General features: G+C 61.4%; 19 protein-coding genes and 1 pseudogene. 4 read left to right on the top strand and 16 right to left on the bottom strand.

Annotation, left to right across the window (positions count from 1 at the left end; genetic code table 11):
* Nucleotides 1–59 precede the first annotated feature (59 nt).
* Genes HY067_15235 through HY067_15225 form a run of 3 tightly spaced genes read left to right on the top strand, consistent with a single transcriptional unit; the run spans nt 60 to nt 5,581 of the window.
* On the top strand, nt 60–1,328 hold the full coding sequence (locus HY067_15235) for a TolC family protein (GenBank protein ID MBI3529309.1): 1,269 nt from the start codon (nt 60–62) through the stop codon (nt 1,326–1,328).
* 5 nt (nt 1,329–1,333) lie between these two features.
* On the top strand, nt 1,334–2,446 hold the full coding sequence (locus HY067_15230) for an efflux RND transporter periplasmic adaptor subunit (protein ID MBI3529308.1): 1,113 nt from the start codon (nt 1,334–1,336) through the stop codon (nt 2,444–2,446).
* Between the two features lie 12 nt (nt 2,447–2,458).
* Nucleotides 2,459–5,581, top strand: a complete 3,123-nt coding sequence (locus tag HY067_15225; protein MBI3529307.1) for an efflux RND transporter permease subunit — start codon at nt 2,459–2,461, stop codon at nt 5,579–5,581.
* A gap of 290 nt (nt 5,582–5,871) precedes the next feature.
* On the opposite strand, the gene HY067_15220 is transcribed toward HY067_15225, so the two are convergent.
* Entirely contained in the window at nt 5,872–6,186 is a 315-nt protein-coding gene (locus HY067_15220) for an integrase arm-type DNA-binding domain-containing protein (protein ID MBI3529306.1), read from the bottom strand.
* 184 nt (nt 6,187–6,370) lie between these two features.
* Here HY067_15220 and mutS point away from each other — a divergent pair, with 184 nt between their 5' ends.
* Nucleotides 6,371–8,914: a DNA mismatch repair protein MutS gene (gene mutS, locus HY067_15215; GenBank protein MBI3529305.1), complete on the top strand. Its 2,544-nt coding sequence runs from the start codon at nt 6,371–6,373 to the stop codon at nt 8,912–8,914.
* A 3-nt stretch (nt 8,915–8,917) separates the two neighbouring features.
* Here the strand turns inward: mutS and mltB are convergent, their stop codons facing one another.
* The 15 genes and pseudogenes from mltB to HY067_15140 form a co-directional block, all read right to left on the bottom strand.
* Nucleotides 8,918–9,952 (bottom strand): lytic murein transglycosylase B, encoded by a 1,035-nt coding sequence (mltB, locus tag HY067_15210; GenBank protein ID MBI3529304.1) that lies wholly within the window; start codon nt 9,950–9,952, stop codon nt 8,918–8,920.
* Complete coding sequence (gene ccmI, locus HY067_15205) at nt 9,949–11,163, bottom strand: c-type cytochrome biogenesis protein CcmI (GenBank protein MBI3529303.1); 1,215 nt, start codon at nt 11,161–11,163, stop codon at nt 9,949–9,951. Before ccmI ends, mltB begins: the two co-directional genes overlap by 4 nt.
* On the bottom strand, nt 11,160–11,630 hold the full coding sequence (locus tag HY067_15200; protein ID MBI3529302.1) for a cytochrome c-type biogenesis protein CcmH: 471 nt from the start codon (nt 11,628–11,630) through the stop codon (nt 11,160–11,162). The genes ccmI and HY067_15200 overlap by 4 nt, the downstream gene beginning before the upstream one ends.
* The gene (locus HY067_15195; protein ID MBI3529301.1) at nt 11,627–12,148 is read right to left on the bottom strand and encodes a DsbE family thiol:disulfide interchange protein; all 522 of its coding nucleotides are present in this window, start codon (nt 12,146–12,148) and stop codon (nt 11,627–11,629) included. The genes HY067_15200 and HY067_15195 overlap by 4 nt, the downstream gene beginning before the upstream one ends.
* A gap of 99 nt (nt 12,149–12,247) precedes the next feature.
* Complete coding sequence (locus tag HY067_15190) at nt 12,248–14,236, bottom strand: heme lyase CcmF/NrfE family subunit (protein MBI3529300.1); 1,989 nt, start codon at nt 14,234–14,236, stop codon at nt 12,248–12,250.
* 141 nt (nt 14,237–14,377) lie between these two features.
* Complete coding sequence (gene ccmE / locus HY067_15185; GenBank protein ID MBI3529299.1) at nt 14,378–14,842, bottom strand: cytochrome c maturation protein CcmE; 465 nt, start codon at nt 14,840–14,842, stop codon at nt 14,378–14,380.
* Nucleotides 14,843–14,848: 6 nt separating this feature from the next.
* Nucleotides 14,849–15,022 (bottom strand): heme exporter protein CcmD, encoded by a 174-nt coding sequence (gene ccmD / locus HY067_15180; GenBank protein ID MBI3529298.1) that lies wholly within the window; start codon nt 15,020–15,022, stop codon nt 14,849–14,851.
* Nucleotides 15,023–15,091: 69 nt separating this feature from the next.
* Nucleotides 15,092–15,820 carry a cytochrome c biogenesis protein CcsA gene (ccsA, locus tag HY067_15175; protein MBI3529297.1) on the bottom strand — a complete coding sequence of 243 codons (729 nt, stop codon included), beginning with the start codon at nt 15,818–15,820 and terminating at the stop codon, nt 15,092–15,094.
* A 9-nt stretch (nt 15,821–15,829) separates the two neighbouring features.
* Entirely contained in the window at nt 15,830–16,510 is a 681-nt protein-coding gene (ccmB, locus tag HY067_15170; protein ID MBI3529296.1) for a heme exporter protein CcmB, read from the bottom strand.
* A complete protein-coding gene (ccmA, locus tag HY067_15165; GenBank protein MBI3529295.1) occupies nt 16,511–17,134 on the bottom strand; it encodes a cytochrome c biogenesis heme-transporting ATPase CcmA in 624 nt (207 codons plus the stop codon).
* A 69-nt stretch (nt 17,135–17,203) separates the two neighbouring features.
* On the bottom strand, nt 17,204–17,608 hold the full coding sequence (locus HY067_15160; GenBank protein MBI3529294.1) for a hypothetical protein: 405 nt from the start codon (nt 17,606–17,608) through the stop codon (nt 17,204–17,206).
* A 76-nt stretch (nt 17,609–17,684) separates the two neighbouring features.
* Nucleotides 17,685–18,779 carry a chemotaxis response regulator protein-glutamate methylesterase gene (locus tag HY067_15155; GenBank protein ID MBI3529293.1) on the bottom strand — a complete coding sequence of 365 codons (1,095 nt, stop codon included), beginning with the start codon at nt 18,777–18,779 and terminating at the stop codon, nt 17,685–17,687.
* A gap of 20 nt (nt 18,780–18,799) precedes the next feature.
* A complete protein-coding gene (gene cheD / locus HY067_15150) occupies nt 18,800–19,423 on the bottom strand; it encodes a chemoreceptor glutamine deamidase CheD (GenBank protein MBI3529292.1) in 624 nt (207 codons plus the stop codon).
* Nucleotides 19,416–20,273 carry a chemotaxis protein CheR gene (locus HY067_15145; GenBank protein ID MBI3529291.1) on the bottom strand — a complete coding sequence of 286 codons (858 nt, stop codon included), beginning with the start codon at nt 20,271–20,273 and terminating at the stop codon, nt 19,416–19,418. Before HY067_15145 ends, cheD begins: the two co-directional genes overlap by 8 nt.
* A 431-nt stretch (nt 20,274–20,704) precedes the next feature.
* Nucleotides 20,705–21,211 (bottom strand): annotated as a pseudogene (locus tag HY067_15140) (methyl-accepting chemotaxis protein).
* Between the last annotated feature and the right edge of the window lie 481 nt (nt 21,212–21,692).

Here is a 21,692-nt window from a genome sequence, read left to right as displayed (position 1 = left end):
GTAAGGTTGCGAGACTAGGCTGTGTCTGTCGAAGCGATTGCCGCCTGCAAGTTCTGTTCATGTACAAGTCATCTCTAGTTCTGATTGCCGTGCTCGCAAGTATTCCCTGTGCTGCGTCCAATGATAACGATCAAACTCCGATTTCCCTAACGTTGTCGGCAGCGGAAACGTTGCTTGTTTCCCGGAACCGCGATCTTATCGCCTCGCGGCGGGCGCTGGAGGGTGCTCAGGCAGACCGCCTGACCGCGGGTCAGCGACCGAACCCGTCTCTCTCACTTTCAACGCTGTCGATCGATTCGCGTCGCATCGGAGCCGGACCACCTTGGGAAAAGAGCGTGGATACCGCGTTACAGATTTCACAACCGATCGAACGTGGCGGCAAGCGCGATCTGCGTAGCGCAGCCGCCGACCACAACGCGCTGGCGGCGAGTGCCGGAGTGGACGAAACACGGCGACAGCAGAGATTTTTGCTCCGGCAATCGTACTTCGACCTGCGTCTCGCCCAGGAGCGCGTATCGATCAGTCGTGAAACGGTCATGGCGTTCCGCAGAACGCTCGATGCCGCCAATGTGCGGCTCAAGAGCGGCGACATCGCATCGGCGGATGTATCGCGAATCTCGGTGGACGCGCTGCGTGCCGAGAACGACCTGCGACAGAACACCGCCGATCTCGAACGCGCGCGAGTGGCGCTGGCCTATTTGATTGGGCTGGAAACGCGCGTGGCCAACATCGAGGCCACCGATCCCTGGCCCGAGCTGGCACCGATGCCCGATGTGCCGGACAATGACGTGCTGGATGTACGCCCGGATGTACGTGCAGCCGTCGAGCGTGCGAACGCGGCGAGCAAGGCCGCGCAACTGGCTACCGCGCAGCGTTCTCGTGACGTTACCGTGTTTGCGCAATTCGAGAGATTTCCGGGGCAGCAACAGAACAACACCATTGGATTCGGGGTCAGCGTACCGCTATTCCTGAACTATTCGTACGAAGGAGAGATTCGTCGCGCGGAATCGGATAGGTATGCCGCGCAGGATAATCTCGAGCGCGTGCGCGCGCTGGCTCGCACGGAGATCGCGCGTGCGTTGACAGACCTCGCGTCGGCCCGCGATCGGGTCGACCGATTCGACGGGCAACTGCTCGCTTCCGCGCGGAAAGCCGCCGAGGCCTCCGAGTTTGCCTACAAACGCGGGGCGCTCGGTGTGATGGATCTGCTCGATGCGCGCCGTTCGCTGAATGCAACCCAACTCGACGCCGCGGCCGCACATGCCGACTATGCAAAGGCCCTGGCAGCGTGGCGCGCAGCCGGCGGGGACGTGGCGGGTGAACGATGAGGACGATGCTTGCATGTTTCGCGCTCGCATTTGGAATCAGCGGTTGCAACAGCACGGCTGAGCCGCAGCCGCCCGCGCAGCCGGTGGCTGAGGGTGACCAGATCGTATTTCCCCGAGACAGCAAACAATTGTCCGCGCTGACCAGCGTTGCCGCCGAACCCGAGGCCGGCCACGCCGTCACGGTACCGGGCCGCGTGGTGTGGGATGAAACCCGGACCTCGCGCGTATTTTCTCCGGTTGCGGGTCGTGTCGTCGCGCTCAAGGTGCGACCCGGGGACACGGTTCGCGCGGGACAGGCGCTTGCGCTTATTTCGTCCCCTGACTTCGGCCAGGCCCAAGCCGAGGTCAGAAAAGCAGAAGCCGATTTCGTGCTTGCCGGGAAAAACCAGGCCCGTGCGCACGAATTGTACGACGCTGGTGTGATTGCCCTGAAGGAATTGCAGGCGGCCGATGCCGACCTCGAGCGAGCGCGAGCGGAACGTGACCGGACTCTGGCGCGTGAGAAGCTGTTTGGCGCCAGCCGGGAAGTCGATCAGCAGTTCCGTCTCACCACTCCGGTCTCCGGGATAGTGACGGAGAGCAATGTCAATCCCGGACAGGAGGTGCGGCCGGACCAGGCGCAACCTGGCACGCCGGCGTTGTTCGTGATCAGCGATCCGTCGCGGCTGTGGGTGGCGATCGATGTGCCGGAAAACCTCGCCGAGGTGTTTCGGCCCGGCATGACGGTACGCGTACGCACGCCGGTCTGGCCGGATGCCGTGTTCGACGCGAAGATCGAGCATGTCGCGGCTTTCATCGATCCCTCGACGCATGCGGTACAGGTACGCACGACAATCGACAACCGCGATCGCAGGTTGCGTCCGGAAATGTACGTGACTGCCGAAACGACGATCGCCAGATCGGGTGCGTTGCGCATTCCTGCCGCGGCCGCCCTGCTGATAGGCGACCGTTACTATGCTTTCGTAGACGAGTCCGGTGGACGCTACCTGCGGCGCGCGCTGCAGGTGGAGGAAGCCGGCTTCGGCACGCTGCGCGTGACCAAGGGTCTCGCTCCCGGCGAGAAAGTGGTCAGCGAGGGCGCGCTGCTGTTGCAGCAGATCCTCTCGGCAAAACGCTGACCGGGGTCACGCATGATCAAGCGCCTCATCGGGTTCGCGCTAGGCCAGCCGCTGTTCGTCATTCTGGGGTTGTTCGTTTTCATCGGCGGCGGCCTGATTGCATTCAAGAACCTGCCGGTCGAAGCATTTCCCGACGTCACCGATACGCAGGTCACGGTCATCACGCTTTTCCCCGGTCGCGCCGCCGAGGAGGTGGAAAAGCAGGTCACCGTACCCTTGGAAGTAGCGCTGTCCGGCATTCCGAACGCTGTCCGCCTGTTTTCGCATACGCAGTTCGGGCTGTCCTACCAGGTGGTCACGTTCAACGATAATGCCGGCGACTACTTTTCCCGCCAGTTGGTCGCAGAACGCCTACGCAACGTCGATCTTCCGGATGGCGTCCATCCGGACATGGCGCCGCTGACGTCGGCGATCAGCGAGATCTACCGTTACCGGGTGCAGGCCGACAATCTCTCGACGACCGAATTGCGCACGCTGCAGGACTGGGTGATGGAGCGCCAACTCAAGACCGTGCCCGGCGTCGCCGATGTCGTGAGCTTTGGGGGCCTGGTCAAGACCTACGAAGTGCAGCCCGATTTGCCGCACATGCGCCACCTGAAAATTACGCTGCAGCAACTCGCCGCGGCACTCGGCCGTTCCAATGCCAATGCGGGAGGAGGCTATGTCGAGCACGGGCGCCAGCAGTTCCTGATCCGCGGCATCGGTTTGCTGCGTTCCGCGGCAGACCTCGAGAACGTCGTGGTGGCGCAAAACAAGGGCGTGCCGGTGCTGGTGCGGGACATTGCGCGGGTCAGTATCGGTGCGTTGCAGCGGCAAGGACAGGCCGGCCAGGACGACAACGACGACATCGTCTACGGTGTCGTGCTGATGCGTAAGGGCGAAAACCCGTCGCTGGTACTCGATGCACTGAAGCAGAAGGTCGCGGAGATCAACCGCTCGCAACTGCCACCAGGCGCGAAAGTCGTGCCTTTCTACGACCGCACGTGGCTGATCGAAAGAACGCTGAAGACAGTGTTCACCAATCTTGTGGAAGGCGCGTTGCTGGTCTGCTTGGTGCTTTATCTGTTTCTGTCCAACGCGCGCGCGGCGGCGATTGTGGCGGCGGTGATTCCCCTGGCACTGCTGGGTACCTTTCTCGGTTTGCACTTCGTTGGCATTCCCGCGAATCTGCTGTCGCTCGGCGCGATGGATTTCGGCATCATCGTTGACGGAGCGGTCATCGTTGTCGAGCATATTTTCCAGCAGCTTTCGCGATTGCCCCCCGATTCGGATCGCAACGAGCGCCTGAATTCCGTGCTGCAATCCGCCACCGAGGTAGGACGGCCGACGTTCTTCTCGATGGTGATCATCATCGCTGCGCACATTCCGATCTTCACGCTGCAGCGCCAGGAAGGCCGCATCTTTGCGCCGATGGCCTACTCGGTCACGTCGGCTTTGATCGCGTCGCTGATCGTCTCGCTCACGCTGGTGCCGTTGCTGTCGCTGTGGCTGCTTGGCGGGCGCAAATTGCCTTCGGGAGAGAATCGCCTGCTGCGCGCCTGCAAGGCCGTGTATGCGCCTGCCCTCGCATGGGCGCTGGCTCATGGCGAGACGTTATTCGCCGCCGCCGCGGTTGCGCTTGTCGCTTGCGGCTTTGCCGCCTCACGGATCGGTACGGAATTCCTACCGGAGCTCAATGAAGGCAGCGTCTGGGTCAATGTGCAGCTGGAACCGAGCGTGTCCATCGCCGAAGCGGCATTGCAGGTCCGGCATATTCGCGACCTGCTGCGCAGGACGCCCGAGGTGCAAAACGTCTTCTCCAAGCTTGGACGGCCCGAAGACGGCACCGATCCCAAGCTCGCAAGCCAGGTCGAGGCACTTGTCGTGCTGCAGCCTGAGGAAAAATGGCGGCCCGGCGTGACCAAGCAGGACATTCTGGCGGAGCTTGACGCCTCGGTGGACCAGCTTCCTGCCCTCGAAGTGAGCTTTTCTCAGCCGATCCGGGACAACGTGCTCGAGAGCATTTCACAGGTGGACGGGCAAATTGTCGTCAAGGTGGTGGGCGACGACCTGGCCAAGCTCAACGCCATCGGGCGCACGATCGTCAGCGAAGTCCGGGGCGTTAACGGCGTGTCGAGAGCGTTTATCGACCGCGAGGGCCAGCTTCCGCAATACCGCATCGAGATCGACCGCGCACGCTCTGCGCGTTACGGGCTCAATATCGGCGACATCGAGGATGTGATTGAAACCGCGCTGGCCGGCAAGGAAGCGACATCGATCTGGGAAGGAGAGCGGCGCTTTTCCGTGATGGCTCGTCTCGATGAGCACGAGCGCGAGCCCGCGCGGCTCGAACATCTCATGATAGCGACCCCCGACGGTGCATTCATTCCGCTTTCGCAAGTAGCGGATTTTCGCGTCGAGAGCGGCGCCATGGATATCGCTCGGGAGAACGGCCGCCGCATGCTTTCAGTGGGCATCTTCATCGCCGGGCGCGATATGGGCAGCGTCGTGCATGACATGCAGGAGCGCGTAGCCAAGGCCGTGACACTGCCGGTAGGCTACCAGATCTTCTGGTCGGGAGAGTTCGAGAACCAAGAGCGTGCGATGAAAAGGCTGGCGTGGGTGGTGCCGCTCTCCATCTTCATCATCTTTGTACTGCTGTTCGATGCCTTCAAGTCGCTCAAAGATGCGACGCTGATCATCGCGAACATTCCGTTCGCGATGATCGGTGGCATATTCGCGTTGCTGTTGAGCGGCATTCCGCTGTCGGTGTCGGCGGCAATTGGATTTATTGCGTTGTTCGGACAGGCGGTGCTGAACGGCGTTGTCATGCTGTCCCATTTCGGCCGCTTGCGAGAACGGGGAGAAAATGTGTACGACGCGGTGTACAAGGGCTCCCTGGACCGCTTGCGGACCGTGATCATGACTGCGCTGCTAGCAATGCTGGGCCTCTTGCCGATGGCACTTTCTCATGCCATCGGTTCGGAAACCCAGCGGCCGCTGGCGATCGTAGTGATCGGCGGACTGGTATCCGCTACCCTCCTGACACTGCTGGTGCTGCCTGCGCTATACCTGTGGGCACACCGGCGCGACGAGCATCCGGCGCTGCGAAGCGGAGATGTGGGGCGTCCTTTTCCCGGTGCGGGTGAGGCGTGATGGTTCTGTCAACTTAACACCGATACGCTTGGAGGATGCCGACTTATTGGCGAGCCGGTCGTCGATGAGCAGTATTTCCGATCAGATCGCGGGTCGCAGATGGATAACTTCGCGCCATTGCGTAAAGCGGCGACGCATGATCTCGCGGTAGCTCACCGCAGCCGGGAACGAAGTCCCTGCGCAGCAGGCGCGCGCTCTCTGCTCCGCGCTTTTGCTTCGCAAGTACCTCCCTGATGTATGCCTCAATCAGATCCTCGACAGCGTAGGCCGTCTGGCGCTGCGTCACCCGGTCACGCCGGGCCTGCAGGTACTCCTTCGCGCTTCTCGGGCTGGGGATCTTTGCCTTGTTCCCGCTCTAGCCGCTTCCTGGCAGCGGCAAGACGAGCCTTGGCGAGCGTCAGGGGTCCGACCTCCCCTAATTTGATCTCGCGCAACGCTTCGTCGCGGGCGCGGTAGCGATAGAAGAACACTTTTTTCCCGGAGGCCAAGCAGCGCACACGCAATCCGGCACACTGCCCGTCTGCGCGCTCCTCGCATGGCTGCATGTACGCGATAATCGAGGCAGTCAGCGGTTCCGGTTTGCGCGGTATAGGTTTTTGCGACATATAGCCTCCTTGGAGGTCGACCTACACTAAACCTACACCGGATAACTGGGCAAGGACTTGCCCGGACTTGAACAGAAAACGCATCGGCGAAGGTTAAATATCCATGGAACGACAATATCTTATAGCGCAAAACGGCAGCGTCGGCAAGGACCTTGGCGAAACCGTGATTTCCCGACACACACCCATGATGCAGCAGTACCTGCGCATCAAGGCACAGCATCCAGACACGCTGCTGTTCTACCGCATGGGCGATTTCTACGAGTTGTTCTTCGAAGATGCCGTCCGTGCCGCGAAGCTGATGGACATCACGCTGACACAACGCGGTGCCTCTGCCGGCGAGCCGATCAAGATGGCGGGCGTGCCCTTCCACTCCGTCGAGCAGTATCTCGCCAAGCTGGTGAAGCTCGGCGAATCGGTGGCGATCTGCGAACAGATCGGCGATCCCGCCACATCGAAAGGTCCGGTCGAACGCCAGGTCACCCGTGTCGTCACGCCGGGCACGCTCACGGACGCGGCCTTGCTCGACGACCGGCGCGAAAACCTGCTGCTGGCCATCAATCTGCAAGGCGATGCACTGGGCATCGCCTGGCTTTCGCTCGCGAGTGGCCGCTTCGTCGTGCTGGAAACCCGAAAGGGGAATCTCGCATCCGAACTGCAGCGGCTACAACCGGCCGAGATTCTGGTCGCGGACGACTGCAACGATTCCAGCCTGGAGACATCGGGCGCAGCAATCAAGCGGCTGAGCGCCTGGCAATTCGACCGCGACGCCGCGAATCGCGTGTTGCTCCGGCACTTCGATACGCACGACCTGTCCGGGTTCGGCGCTGACGAACTCGGTCCTGCTCTCGGTGCGGCCGGCGCATTACTTGAATACGCTCGCGCGACACAGGCTGCCTCGATTGCCCATGTGAGCTCGCTCGCCGTCGAGCGCGATTCCGAATATGTGCGCATGGATGCGGCCACGCGCCGCAACCTGGAAATCTCCGAAACCCTGCGCGGCGACCCCGAACCCACCCTGTTGTCCCTGCTCGACACCTGCGCGACGACGATGGGCTCGCGCTGGTTGCGGCACGCATTGCATCATCCGCTGCGCGATCGCACTGTGGTGGCGGCCCGACTGGATGCAGTGGCAATCCTGCGCGGAGAAAGCGCGGAAGGCCCTTATCGGAAGCTTCACAACGCGCTGCGGCCGGTGAGCGACGTTGAGCGCATCACTGCGCGCATCGCCCTCAGAAATGCGCGGCCGCGCGACCTGTCCGCATTGCACGAAACTCTGACAGCTCTGCCCGCCATCAAATCTTTGCTCGAGCCGCTCTCCAGCCCACGGCTGGCGGCCTTGTCGATCGATCTCGCCCCTCTGCCGGAGCTCACCGATCTTCTATCGCGCGCGATCCTGCCGGAACCCGCAGCCATCATCCGTGAGGGCGGCGTCATCAACGACGGCTTCGATGCCGAACTGGACGAGTTGCGCGCGATCCAGAATAACTGCGGGGAATTCCTGATCGCGCTGGAAATACGGGAACGCGGCCGCACCGGCATCGCCAATCTGAAAGTCGAATACAACCGCGTGCACGGTTTCTACATCGAGGTGACGAACGCCAATGCGGAAAAGGTCCCCGAAGACTACCACCGCCGGCAGACATTGAAAAATGCCGAGCGCTACATCACGCCGGAACTGAAGACATTCGAGGACAAGGCGTTGTCCGCACAGGATCGTGCGCTGGCACGGGAAAAGTATCTGTACGAAAGACTGCTCGACGATTTGGCGCCGCACCTGCCGACACTGCAGCGCCTGGCGGCTGCGCTCGCCGAGCTGGACGCGCTGGTCACGCTCGCCGAACGCGCCGTGACGCTAGGCTATTCGGCACCTCAATTCACCGATGAAGAGAAAATAGAAATCGAGGCCGGGCGTCATTGCGTCGTGGAAAAGCAGATCGACGAATTCATCGCCAACGACACGCAGTTGGACGATGGGCGCCGGCTGCTGCTGATTACCGGCCCGAACATGGGCGGCAAGTCCACGTATATGCGGCAGACCGCGCTGATCGTACTTCTTGCCCATGTCGGCTCCTTTGTACCGGCAAGGGCCGCCGTCATCGGGCCAGTGGACCAGATCTTCACCCGCATCGGCGCTTCCGACGATCTCGCCGGCGGCCGCTCCACTTTCATGGTGGAAATGACCGAAGCGGCCAACATCCTGCACAACGCCACACGCACCTCTCTGGTCCTGATGGACGAAGTCGGCCGCGGAACGTCGACCTTCGACGGCATGGCGCTTGCGATCGCCATCGCCCGTCATCTTGCGGAAGCGAGCCGGAGCTACACGCTGTTCGCAACCCATTACTTCGAACTCACCCGGCTGCCGGAGGAATACCCGCAAGTCGCCAACGTGCATCTGGATGCAGTTGAGCACAAGGACAAGATCGTATTCCTGCACGCCGTCGAGGAAGGCCCGGCATCGCAAAGTTACGGTATCCAAGTTGCACAGCTAGCCGGTGTACCGGTTGCGGTGGTACGCGCGGCCAAGAAGCATTTGGCGAAGCTGGAGCAAGAAGCCGCGACCCGCAATCCGCAGGGCGATCTTTTTTCCGTGCCGGCGACTCAGCACAACAAGGAAGAGCATCGCCTGCAGGAAGCGTTACGCGAACTGGACCCCGACGCCCTGTCGCCAAAGGAAGCGCTCGAGCTGCTTTACCGCCTGAAGAAAACCGCCGAAGGGCGGGATTGAACGCTACTGATTTACCGCCGGTGGCGCCGTTTGCGCCGAGTTCTGGCTTTCGCGTTCGCGTATGATCGCTTTGGAAAGCTGGTACACGGCCATCGCGTAATTCTTGCTGCGGTTGTAACGGGTAATGACGTAGAAATTATTGAACGCGAGCCAGTATTCCTGGCCTTGCTCGATTTCCAGCGTGAACAGGCCGGCCACGAGTTCGGACGGCACGGTCTCCGTGGGCTCGATCCCTTTCGGCAGCATCTGCGCCAGCGTCAGGTGCGGCTTGAAACCCTTGTCGACGATGTCCTTGTACTCCGTGCCGCTGATGCGCGCAGGCACGACGATTGGCTGTCCGGCGAGCCAGCCGAAGTAGTGCAGATAATTTGCGACGCTGCCGATGACGTCGGGAACGTTCTCCCAGAGGTTTATTTTTCCGTCGCTGTCAAAATCCACCGCGAAGCGCCGATAACTGGTCGGCATGAACTGCGGCATGCCGATCGCGCCCGCAAAAGAGCCTTTCACCGTCGACGGGTCCAGGCCATTTTCGCGGGTAAGCAACAGGAACTGCTCCAACTCGTCGCGGAAGTAGGCTGCTCGTTCCGGCATTTCGAAAGCCAGCGTATAAAGTGCGTCGATCACCCTGAACGAGCCCGTACGCTTGCCGTAGATCGTTTCGACGCCGATGATGGAGACAATGATCTCCTCCGGCACGCCGTAGATGTCCCGCGCGCGCTTCAACTGTTCCGCATTCTCGTTCCAGAAGGTGACACCGGCGCTGGTGCGCGTCGGGGACACGAATATGTTTTTGAATTCGTACCACGGCTTCGACGTCGCCGGCGCATTGATCGCCTTGACCACCCCTTCATTACCTTTCAGCTGGGCGAAAATCTGACGCAGAGCCGGTTCGGCGAACTGGTGTTGCTGCACCATCTGCGCAATGAACTTCTCGACCTCCGGCTTGAGCTTGACCTTGGCCGGCGCCTGGGCCAGCGTCGAGAAAGAACCACCGATGAACAGCAGCCACGCCGCAAGGAGGGTGCGCGACAGCGTCATGGCTTGGCGACCGCGCGGTCGATCGTTACGCGAATGCCGTTCCGGCCGGGCTTGATCTTGTCGCTGGCTCCTTCGAGATCCCCGGCCGACGGCGTCGCGCCACCGGATTTGGACACGCGGGCATCGATCACGATTTCAGCGAATTGGGAAAGCTTCATCTCCGGCATCATCGCCATCGAATCGTCGAATAAAAATTGGTAAGGAAGATCGGCGACTTTTATTTTCACGATTGCCAGCGGCATGCGCGGACCGCTCGCGGCGCGCGCAAAAACGAACACCGTATCGTCCGGCCGGGCCCTGTCTCTAAGGGAATCAGCGAGAGCCACGACACCGGTCACGCGCTCTTTCCCGGCAAGAGCAGCCGCTACCGGCTTGCCTGTCAGTCGCGCCTTCGATTCGGCGACCCCCTTCTGCAACGCTTGCGCAAGCTCGGTGCTGACGCCGGGCTGCTTGATGATCGTCTCCCAATAGCGAATCGCAGCCTTGTAATCTTTGCGCTCGAACGCTGCGCTTCCCGATAGTGCCAATACTTTGGTGCTATGCGGATCGAGCCTGAAGGCGCGATCCAGCAATCGGGTCGGCTCACCTATCAGCGAGCGCCCTGCGGCCAACGCCAGCGATTCGGCGTAGTCCGCCAGCAGGTCGGGGTCTTGCGACCTCAGGTCCACCGCTTTCTTGTAGGCATCGTTGGCTTCGCCGAAGCGCTCCATCGCCCGGTAAGCCCGGCCGAGCATTTTCCAGCCCTCCGCATCGCCCGGATTCTGCTGCATGCGCGCCGCCAGCTTGACAGTCATATCCTGGAACTGATCTGCCGTGATCGACGACAGATCGGCCGCCGGATGGCGCGGCGCCACCAAACCTTGCAGATTGCCGAGATACAGGTACAACAGGATGGCCGCCAGCGGAAGGAAGACGCCGATGACGATAGCAACTGCCTTGCCTTGAGTTGCCGATTGCGGCGGTTCGGCCGGCGCCGCAGCTTCTTCGAGGACGCGCCTCTCCAGTTCATTTTTTGCCTGCTCGTAGCGGTCCGCGCCCAGCATTCCGGCTTCGAGGTCTTTGTCGAGTTCCGAGAACTGATCGCGATGGATGTCGAGGTTGGACAGATGCCGTCCCACGACCGGAGAATTCGAGCGCTTCAGCAGCGGCCACAGCACAATGACCACCGCAGCGACGAGCAGAAAGACAGCAGCGCCAGCGAACGCGATCATTGCAGCTCGTTTCCGGATCCGCCGCGCAACAACGCCTCGGCGCGCGCACGGTCCACGGGTGTCAGCTCGACATCGGGCAATCGACGACGCCGGCCGCGCACGTAAACCGCCAATCCAAGCAGACCGATAAGCAGCAATGCGAATGGCCCTGCCCAGAGCAGCAAGGTGCTCGCCTTGAATGGCGGGTCGTAGAGCACGAAATCGCCATAGCGCGCAACCATGTAGCCGCGGATTTCGGCGTCGCTCTTGCCCGCCTGCATCTGGCTGCGCACCTGGTTCTTGAGATCAATCGCCAGATCGGCGTGCGAATCCGCCAACGATTGGTTCTGGCACACCAGGCAGCGCAGTTCGGAAGTCAGTTTGACGACGCGCTTTTCGAGCACGGGATCGTCGGCGGCGGGAGACGCCTCCCTGGCCGCACACTGCGCGGAAAATACGAGCCACAGAATTGCGAAAATGGCCTTCATCCCTGAAGCTGTCTCACCAGCGGCAGGATCTTCTCCTGGAGTATTCGCACCGTGACAGGGCCGATACGTTTGTAGCGGATAATTCCATTGCGGTCGATCACATAGGTTTCCGGCACGCCGTACACGCCGTAGTCGATGCCCACGCGCCCGTCGCTATCCTCTATGGACAGCATGTATGGGTTGCCGTGCTTGTCCAGCCATTTCAGCGCATCCTCGCGCTTGTCCTTGTAGTTAAGCCCATAGATCGGCAATACGTTCTGCTTGGAGAAGTCGACCAGGATCGGATGCTCTTCCAGACAGGCCACGCACCAGGAAGCCCAGACGTTGAGGATCCAGACCCTGCCTTTGAGGTCTTCCGTGCCAAGCGTTTTGCCCGGATCCTGCAACTGCGGCAGCCGGAACGCAGGCGCCGCCTTGTCGATCAGCGGCGATGGCACTTCGCGCGGATCCAGGCTCAACCCTAGGGCGAGGAACACAGCCAGCACCAGGAAGATGCCGAGCGGGAGAAAGCGTTTCATTTAAGATCAGTGTCCCTTCAGGGATAAGTGCTTCGCCTTAAACGGTGAATAGTGAACGGTAAATGGGGAACAGGGAATGGTGAACGGCAGACCCATCGGTCAGGCTATTACAACGCTGGCAGCCGCAGACGCTTCGCGCTCGGCTTTGCGCGCCAGCCGATAGCGTTTGTCGGAAATGGCCAGAATGCCGCCAAGCGCCATCAGGAATGCGCCGCCCCAGATCCAGTCCACGAATGGCTTGTGATAGATGCGCACAACCCAGGCGCCACCGTCGACCGGCTCACCGAGCGATACGTACAAGTCCCGGGTCAGACCGGTATCGATTGCCGCTTCGGTCATCGGCATTTGCTGGACCTGGTAGAAGCGCTTCTCCGGATACAGCGCGCGTACTTTTTCCCCGCCCTTGGCTACCGTTATCGTGGCGCGCGTCGCCTCGTAATTCGGTCCCGGCACCTGGCTTAATCCATCAAGCTGGAACGTGTAGCCGCCGACCTCGACGGTGTCGCCGGGCTGCATACGTACATCCTTTTCCGTTTCGTAACCCTTTACCAGTGTGACGCCGGTGATGAAAACGGCAACGCCCAGATGCGCCAGCAGCATGCCGTAATAGCCACGCGGAATGGCGGCCAATTGGGAGCCGAAGCTGCGTCCGCTGCTCGCGCGCAATAACGCCACACGCTGCTTCAGGTTCACGAAACCGGCGATCGCCACCCACGAGGCCAGCAACAGGCCGAAGGCGATCATGGGTGTCCACTTTCCAAGGGTGAACGGCAGCAGCAGCGCCGTGATCAGCGCGATGACGAAAGCCCATTTCAGCCGCGCTGCCATCTCCGGCACACGCGCCTGCTTCCATTTCGCGATCGGGCCCACGCCCATCAGGAAAAGTGCCGGCGTCATCAGCGGCACGAACACGGCTTCGAAATAAGGCGGGCCGACGGAAATCTTTCCGAGCCCGAGCGCATCGAGGAACAGCGGATACAAAGTGCCCAACATGACCGACGCAGAAGCCACCAGCAACAGCACGTTATTGGCGAGCAATGCCGATTCACGGGACATCAACTCGAAGCTCCCGCCCAAGCCCACGCGCGGGGCGCGCCAGGCAAACAATGCCAGCGAACCGCCGATGACGATGACCAGGAAGAAGAGGATGAAGACGCCGCGCGCCGGATCGGTCGCGAAGGCATGCACGGAAGTCAGCACGCCGGAGCGAACCAGGAAGGTTCCCAGCAGCGACAATGAAAAAGCGATGATCGCAAGCAGCACGGTCCACACCCTGAAGCCGCCCCGCTTCTCGGTAACCGCCAGCGAATGTACCAGCGCGGTACCGACCAGCCACGGCATGAACGACGCATTCTCGACCGGATCCCAGAACCACCAGCCACCCCAGCCGAGTTCGTAATACGCCCAGCCGCTGCCGAGCGCGATGCCGACGGTCAGGAACACCCACGCCATGGTCGTCCACGGGCGCGACCAGCGCGCCCAGGTGGCGTCGAGTTTTCCACCCAGCAACGCGGCGATGGCAAACGCAAATGCAACCGAAAATCCGACGTAACCCATGTACAGCATCGGCGGATGAATCACCATGCCGGGATCCTGCAGCAGCGGATTCAAGTCGTTGCCATCGGGCGCGGCGGGCAGCAACCGCTGGAACGGATTGGAGGTAAACAGCATGAACAAGAGGAAGCCGACGGAAATCAACGCCATCACGCCGAGAATGCGCGCCACCATTTCCAACGGCAAATGGCGGCTGAACACACTCACCGCGAGCATCCACACCGTCAGCATCAACACCCAGAGCAGCAGAGAACCTTCGTGGCTGCCCCAGGTTGCGGCAAAGCGGTAGAACCACGGCAGACTGGAATTCGAGTTTGTCGCCACGTTGAGCACCGAGAAATCGTTGCTGATGAAGGAATACGCCAGACAGGCGAAGGCGATGACCACGAACACGAACTGGCCCTGAGCCGCCGGCCGGCCGACGCTCATCCATATGACGTCGCCGCGCGCGGCGCCGACCAACGGAAGGATCGCCTGCGCGAGTGCAATGCAGAGCGCGACGATCAGTGCGAAATGCCCTAGTTCGGGAATCATAAGGTAGTGACCAGTGAACAGTGAATTGTGAACAGAAAAGGCCGGACGGCGCGCGATCCGCGGCTCGTCAACAGCGAGTTGGCCGGAAGTGGGTGACTGACATACAAGACCAATCGGTCATTGGGCATTGGCATTTACCGTTTACGGCTTCTGAATCAGAGTTTTCTGCGACTCGTGCATCGCCTTGTTTGCGCGCTCGACGGCGTCGGCGGCTTCCGGCGGCATGTAGTTCTCATCATGCTTGGCCAGCACTTCGGAGGCGGCGAACACCCCGTCTGCTCCGAGCTTGCCCTGGGCAACGACGCCTTTGCCTTCCTTGAACAAGTCGGGAAGGATGCCCGTGAACAGGACGGGTACGCTCTTCGCAGTATCGGTCACGACGAAGCGCACGGTCACGCCGTCGGGCTGGCGTTTGACGCTGCCTTTTTCAACCAGGCCGCCGATGCGGAAATTGCGCCCTTGCGGTGCCTCGTGTGCGGCCACCTGGGTCGGGGTGAAGAAAAAAACCAGATTGCTGCGGAAGGCGCTCAACACCAGCGTTGCCGCAATGCCCAAAACCGCCAGGCCGGCGACGATCAGCGCGATGCGCTTATGGCGGGGTTTCATCGACATTCAATCGGATTGCGCATGCGAACTACGACCCGCTTGCACGCGCAGAGTTCTGGCGCGCCGTACCAATGTGACCACTTCGGCGGCGATGACCGCCGCGGTCACGGCGTAGGCGCCCCATACGTACAAGCCATAACCGCCCATGGCCAGGAACTCCGAAACACTATCCCACTGCATACTTTTTCCTCAAAATCAATTCAGAATCGGACATGAGCATTTAGACTTGTTTCGGTTTTGGGATGCCGTTTACTGATGACCAAGCTCGCGCATCCAGGCGGCGTTGCGCTCGCGATCAAGGATCTCGCAGCGCACCCGCATCAACGCGGCAGCGATCGAATACGCCCAGAAAGCGAACACCATCACCAGCATGCCGGTCAGCATGATGCTGGCCATGCTCGGCGCCCGCGTAATGCTGACCGATGAACCCTGATGCAGCGTATTCCACCATTTGACCGAAAAATAAATGATCGGCACGTTGATGGCACCCACCAGCGCCAGCACCGCGGACGCCTTGTCGGCGCGGCGCGGATCGTCGATCGCGGCAACCAGCGACAGATAACCCAGATACAGAAAAAGAAGAATCAGTTCGGAAGTCAGGCGCGCGTCCCACACCCACCAGGCGCCCCAGGTCGGCCGCCCCCAGAAGGCGCCGGTCCATAGCGCGATGAAGGTCATCAGGGCGCCGGTCGGGGCCAGCGCATGGCCCATCATCGACGACAGCCGGGTATTGAACGCCAGGCCGATGCCGGCCCAGAACGCCATCACCACGTAGATGAACATCGACATCCAGGCTGCCGGCACGTGAAGGAAGATGATCCGATACGCATCGCCTTGCTGGAAGTCCGTAGGTGCGGCGAAGAACGCTATATATAGGCCGATCAGGCCAAGGACGACGGCGATGCCCATGAACCACGGCACCATTCTTCCGGCTAGCGTATAGAAAGTCTGGGGCGAGGAATACTTGAACCAGTTCATGTCGCGAATCTATTCCAGTGAAATTCTCAATGCCATTGCGGCTGCCCATGGCGCAAACACCAGCGCAGCCAGCGACATCGCGCCCAGCAGGGACAAGTGTCCCGCTACTCCCATACCGGTTGCCGATGCCGTCACGGCGCCCGCGCCAAACACCAGCACCGGCACATAAAGCGGTAACACCAACACCGCAGTCAGCGCACCGCCGCCGCGCACGCCCAGCGTCAATGCCGCGCCGACCGCACCGACCAACGAAAGCGCCGGCGTCCCGATCAGGAGCGACACCAGCAACGTCGCCAGGGCATCGCCCGGCAAATCGAATTGCAGCCCCAGCAGCGGCGCTATCAGCACCAGCGGTAAACCGGTCGTCAGCCAATGCGCCAGCACCTTCGACAATACCAGCAGCGTCAGCGGCTGCGGTGTCAGCACCAGCTGTTCAAGTGTGCCGTCGGCGTAGTCTGCACCGAACATCCTCGCCAGCGACAACATCGCGGCGAGCAGCGCGGCCACCCACACCACCCCCGGCGCAATTTCGCGCAGCGTATCCGGCTGCGGCCCGACACCGAGCGGGAACAGGCTCACGACGATCACAAAAAAGAGGAACGTCGTGAGCACATCGCTGCGACGGCGCGCCGCGATCAGCAGATCGCGGGCTGCGACGGCGCGGCAGGCGGCGCCCGCCGTTGCGTCCAATTACTGCGCCCCCAATTCGACCGACTGCACTTGCGCACCGGCGAACTCGACTTCCTGATGCGTCGTGAACAACACCATGCCGCCGCCGCGCAAGTGTGCAAGGACGACTGCCGCGGTCCGCCGGACGGATGCGGTGTCGAGTGCGGCAAACGGCTCGTCCAGCACCCACAACGGTTTGGGCGCGGAAAACCAGAGCCGCGCCAGCGCAACCCGGCGCTTCTGTCCCTGAGACAGCAGTTTGACTGGAAGGTCTGCCACGCCAGCGAGCCCCTGTTCGGCGAGCGCGTTACGCAACGCCGCGCTGCCGACCTTCATGCCGGCAAGCGCCAGTGCATGGCGCAGATTCTCGATCGGGGTGAGATCGTCCTTCAACCCGTTGGCGTGGCCGAGGAAGAGAAGATCGCGCCGGAAGTCTTCGCCCGACGCGGCGATCCGGCCCTCTTTCCAGAGGATTTCGCCTGATTCGACCGGGGACAGGCCGGCGACCATTCTCAGCAGGCTGGTCTTGCCGCTGCCGTTCTCGCCGCCGACGCGCAACGCCTGATTCGCTTCCAGTCGAAAAGACAGATTGCGGAAAAGACGCCGGTTGCCGCGAACACATTCGATCTCACAGGCCTGAAGCATTGGGTTCCGGAATGACGCGGGCGCGCCATTATAACCGAGCCCCCAAGCCCGACTCGGCACGTCGCGCGATCAGTTGGCAGCGGCCGCACAGACGCGACGCATGCTCTCCCCTCCGGGCGCTTGCGGATTCACCCATTCGAAGCGGATTTCCGCGTCCGGCGTGCGGTAAACCTCGGTTACCTCTCCGCTTGCCATGGCTTCGCGGTACAGCGTCGATTCGACATTGGCGCGACCGCCCGTTTTGCAATCGTAACGCGTCAGCCGTGTTGCGGACAGATATGGCTTGACCGGCCGGCGCGTCACTTGCACTTCAGGGAAGTTCCAGAGCAGCAGGACTTCGACGATATCGCCGTCGCGCTTCAGGCTGTCGCGGTCGAAATAGAACGCCGATTCGGCATCGGCGCTGATCTCCACCCACTCGCGCGCCGCGGCGGTCAACGGCAGAAGAAACAACAGCAACGGGAAATAACGCATGGCCTCGCATCACAACAATAGATTCGCGTCGAAGCCTACCTTTGCCCGGCACCGGACTCAAGCGGCAAATTCTGAGTCAGACGCGCACGCCAGCCGTCCCCATTGCACCCAGTCGCCCGAGTAGCCGTCGCGCGATGTCCTGAATGGGCACTATCTCGTCCACGCCACCGCTCGCGATGGCTTCCTTGGGCATGCCGAACACCACGCAGCTTTGCTCGTCCTGGGCAAAGGTGTAGGCGCCCGCATCGTGCATTTCTCGCATGCCGACCGCGCCGTCCTTGCCCATGCCGGTGAGGATCACGCCAATCGCGTTTTTCCCCGCGCACTGCGCCGCCGAACGGAACAGCACATCCACCGCCGGGCGGTGCCTGTTTACGGGCGGCGACTGCGACAGTTCCGTCACGTAGTTCGCGCCGCTGCGCTTCAACAGCAAATGAGAATGTCCCGGCGCAATGAACGCGTGGCCCGGCAGCACGCGCTCTCCATCCACTGCTTCCTTGACACGTACGCGGCAGATCTTGTCGAGTCGATCGGCAAACGACTTCGTAAAGCCCTCCGGCATATGCTGCGCAATCAGAATACCCGGGCTGTCCGGCGGCAATTGCACCAACACCTCCTTGATCGCCTCGGTACCGCCGGTGGAGGCACCGATAATCAGCAGCTTTTCGGTTGAGGCAACACGATTGCCGAGCGGCGGCAGTGCCACGCTTGCGACAGCCTTTGCCCCCGGTTGTCGGATTCGGGCCGCCGCCGCCGTGCGTATCTTGTCGGCTATGTCAGCGCTGTAGTCCCGCAAGGTGTTGGCGATATCGAGCTTGGGCTTGGGCACAAAATCGACCGCGCCCAGTTCCAGCGCGCGCAGTGTTATATCCGAGCCGTGCTCGGTCAGCGTGGAGACCATCACAACCGGCATCGGCCGCAGCCGCATCAGCCGTTCCAGAAAATCCAGGCCGTCCATTTTCGGCATTTCCACGTCCAGTGTCAGCACATCGGGATTGAGTGCGCGAATCATCTCCCGCGCCGCCAGCGGGTCGGCGGCCGCGCCGATACACTCCATATCTTTCTGTCCGTTGACGATTTCGGTGAGCAGCTTGCGCACCAGGGCCGAATCGTCCACGACCATGACACGGATACGGCTTCCAGCCGCACTCTGTCTCGCCACGGTCTGCATATTGTTCTGCATTTTTTCTCCTAACCGAACAATTCGATGTCGCCGCCACTCACGGTGTCGGTCGTTTGCCGCAAATGGGACGTATAGTCCGCCTCACGCTCGAACAGCGTTCTGTTGTGCATGTTCATCAGTTTCTTGACCCGCGCCTTGCCGTCGTGCGGAAAGAAATAGACTTTGCGCGGGTAAATGTCCTCGAGATCCTGTGCAACGACCCGTATTTTTTCATTGCCGAGAAATTCGAGAACGAACTGCGCATTGCGCACGCCCACATTTGAGTGATTCAGGCTGCGCATCACGTTTCCGCCGCCAAATACCTTTGCCTCGAAGTTGTGGCGCTTGGCACCAAGTTTTAGCAGGCTGTTGATCAACAGTTCCATCGCGTGCACACCATAGCGGGCGGTGCTGCCGAAACGGTCAGCCTCGCCGCTACCGGCATCAGGCAGCATGAAGTGGTTCATCCCGCCGATGCCGTTGGTGACATCGCGAATGCAAGCCGCAACGCAAGAGCCTAGCACCGTGACCTGCACCAGATCTTCGGTCGTCACGTGGTATTCGCCCGGCAGCAGCTTCACCGCCGCCCGCTTCAGCGTCGGATCGAAATAGCTGTTGCGCGCCAATCCATCCGGCGTTGTTTTCTCAGCCATGCCTGCGCCCGGGCAGCGGCTGGTACACGGTCTTTCCGCGCAGCCGGAACAGGTCGGTGGCATGGTGCAGGCTTTCCGAATGCCCCATGAACAGCAGCGCATCCGGCCGCAGCAGCGGATGAAACCGTTCGAGAATCGCTCGTTGAGTCGACTTGTCGAAATAGATCATGACATTGCGGCAGAAGATGCCGTCCAGTGGCCCACGGATCGACCACTGCTCATCGAGAAGATTGATCTGCCTGAAGGTAATCATTTCGCGCAGTTCGGGTCTGACGCGCGCATAGCCGTCCTGGGCACCGGCGCCCTTCAGAAAGAAACGCTTCGCATATCCTTCAGGCAGGCGTTCGAGACGCTCCATCGGGTAGATACCCGCTTTCGCCTTATCCAGTACATTGGTGTCCACGTCGGTGGCCAGGATGCGTACCTTCGACGCCTGCCGGCCCAGCGTATCCAGCGTGGTCATCGCCATGGAATAAGGCTCTTCCCCGGTCGAACTGGCACTGCACCACAACGTGATACTTGCGCGTGCGGCTGCACGTTGCAGCAGTTCCGCGAGCGCCGGAAAATGATGCTGTTCACGGAAAAATGCCGTCAGGTTGGTGGTCAGGGCGTTGGTGAACTCCTCCCATTCCGCAGTGTCGTTTCTCGCCTCGAGCCGGTCGAGATAGTCGCCAAAACGCGCAAGTCCGAGTATGCGCAGCCGTCGACCCAGCCTGCTGTACACCATCTGGCGCTTGGTCTCCTTGAGCGATATGCCGGCTCGAGCATAGATGAGCTTGCATACCTTCTCGAAATCACGATCGGTGAATTCGAAATCGCCCCCCGTAACCGCGGTTTCCGCTGCACCCATGAGATCCGTTCAGAAATTGCGCCGTGTTGCGTTCTCGTTGCGGCTCGATTCGATCGCGCCACCAGGTTTATTGGCCGTCTGCCCTGTCAGTTGCGGCGAAACACCCTTATAGTTTTGGATCACTGGCCAGTATCGTCACAGCCGGCCCATGCCAAAGCCACGGCCGCCATCAACGGAATCAGCAGGTCTTTTATCTGCAATAGAGGCTTGGGTAAATGCATCGGCATCCTCCGGTGTCCAAACGTCATCGGTTTCGGAAAGCGCAGCTTGGTGCCGCCTTATTTCCGTTCCTACCTCTTGCCAACGGCCGCATCGCCCGCGACTTTACTCCGGGGTCCGGCTGTCTTGCGCTCGGCTGCTTTGGGTGCCGGTTTGGCCGGCAGCCGCTCTACGTTGGTGGCGCGCTGGGAACTCCTGCGCTCCGCAAAGGTGTCGACCTTGCCCACCGAGTCCTCGATCAGCGTCTTGATCTCTTTCGCCGCCGCCGCCGAGCGTTGCGCGAGGTTGCGCACTTCGGTGGCCACCACCGCAAAGCCCCGGCCCTGCTCGCCGGCGCGCGCCGCTTCCACCGCCGCGTTCAGGGCCAGAATGTTGGTCTGGAAGGCGATACCGTCGATCACGCTGATGATGTCCACGATCTTCTTGGCCGACTCGTTGATCGAGCTCATGGTCTGCACCACCTGCCCCACCACGTTGCCGCCCTTGACCGCCACGTCGGAGGCGCCGATCGCGAGCTGATTGGCCTGCTTGGCGTTCTCGGCGTTCTGCTTCACCGTGGAGGTCAGCTCTTCCATCGAGGAGGCGGTCTCCTCGAGACTGGAGGCCTGCTCTTCGGTCCTCTGCGACAGATCGGTGTTGCCCGAGGCGATTTCCTTGGAGGCGGTGTTGATCGCGTCGGTGGCCTCGCGAATGCGGCCCACGATCTCGGTGAGCTTGTCCACCGTGGCGTTGGAGTCTTCCTTCAACTGCCCGAAGGTGCCGTGATATTCGTTGCTGATCTTCTCGGTCAGGTCGCCCTTCGCCAGCGCCGCCAGCACCCGCACCACTTCGTTCAGGCCCACCGAGCTGGTCTGCATCAACTGGTTGATGTTCTCGCCCAGCAGCTTGAAGAAGCCATCCTTGCCTTCCATCGCGATGCGCTTGGTGAAGTCACCCTCCACCGCCGCCTTGACGATGCCCGCCACCTCTTCTTCCACCGCCACTTCGGCGGTGCGGTCCTTCCACTCCACCACCGTGCCCACGCGGCCGCCCTTGTCGTCCAGAATCGGGCTCGCGATCAGCCCGAAGGAAAGCGGCCCCACCTTGATCTCGGTCCTGTAGGCCCCGCGCAGGTTCGCCAGCATGTTCCTCTGGTGCGACGGATTCTTGTGGAACACGTCGATGTTCGCGCCGATGAGCTTTCTCGCGTCGAACTGCGGC

The sequence above is a fragment of the Betaproteobacteria bacterium genome, assembly GCA_016194905.1.
Lineage (GTDB): Bacteria > Pseudomonadota > Gammaproteobacteria > Burkholderiales > JACQAP01 > JACQAP01.
The sequence above is the reverse complement of the archived record's forward strand: the minus strand, read 5'-3'. Positions and strand labels throughout refer to the sequence as shown.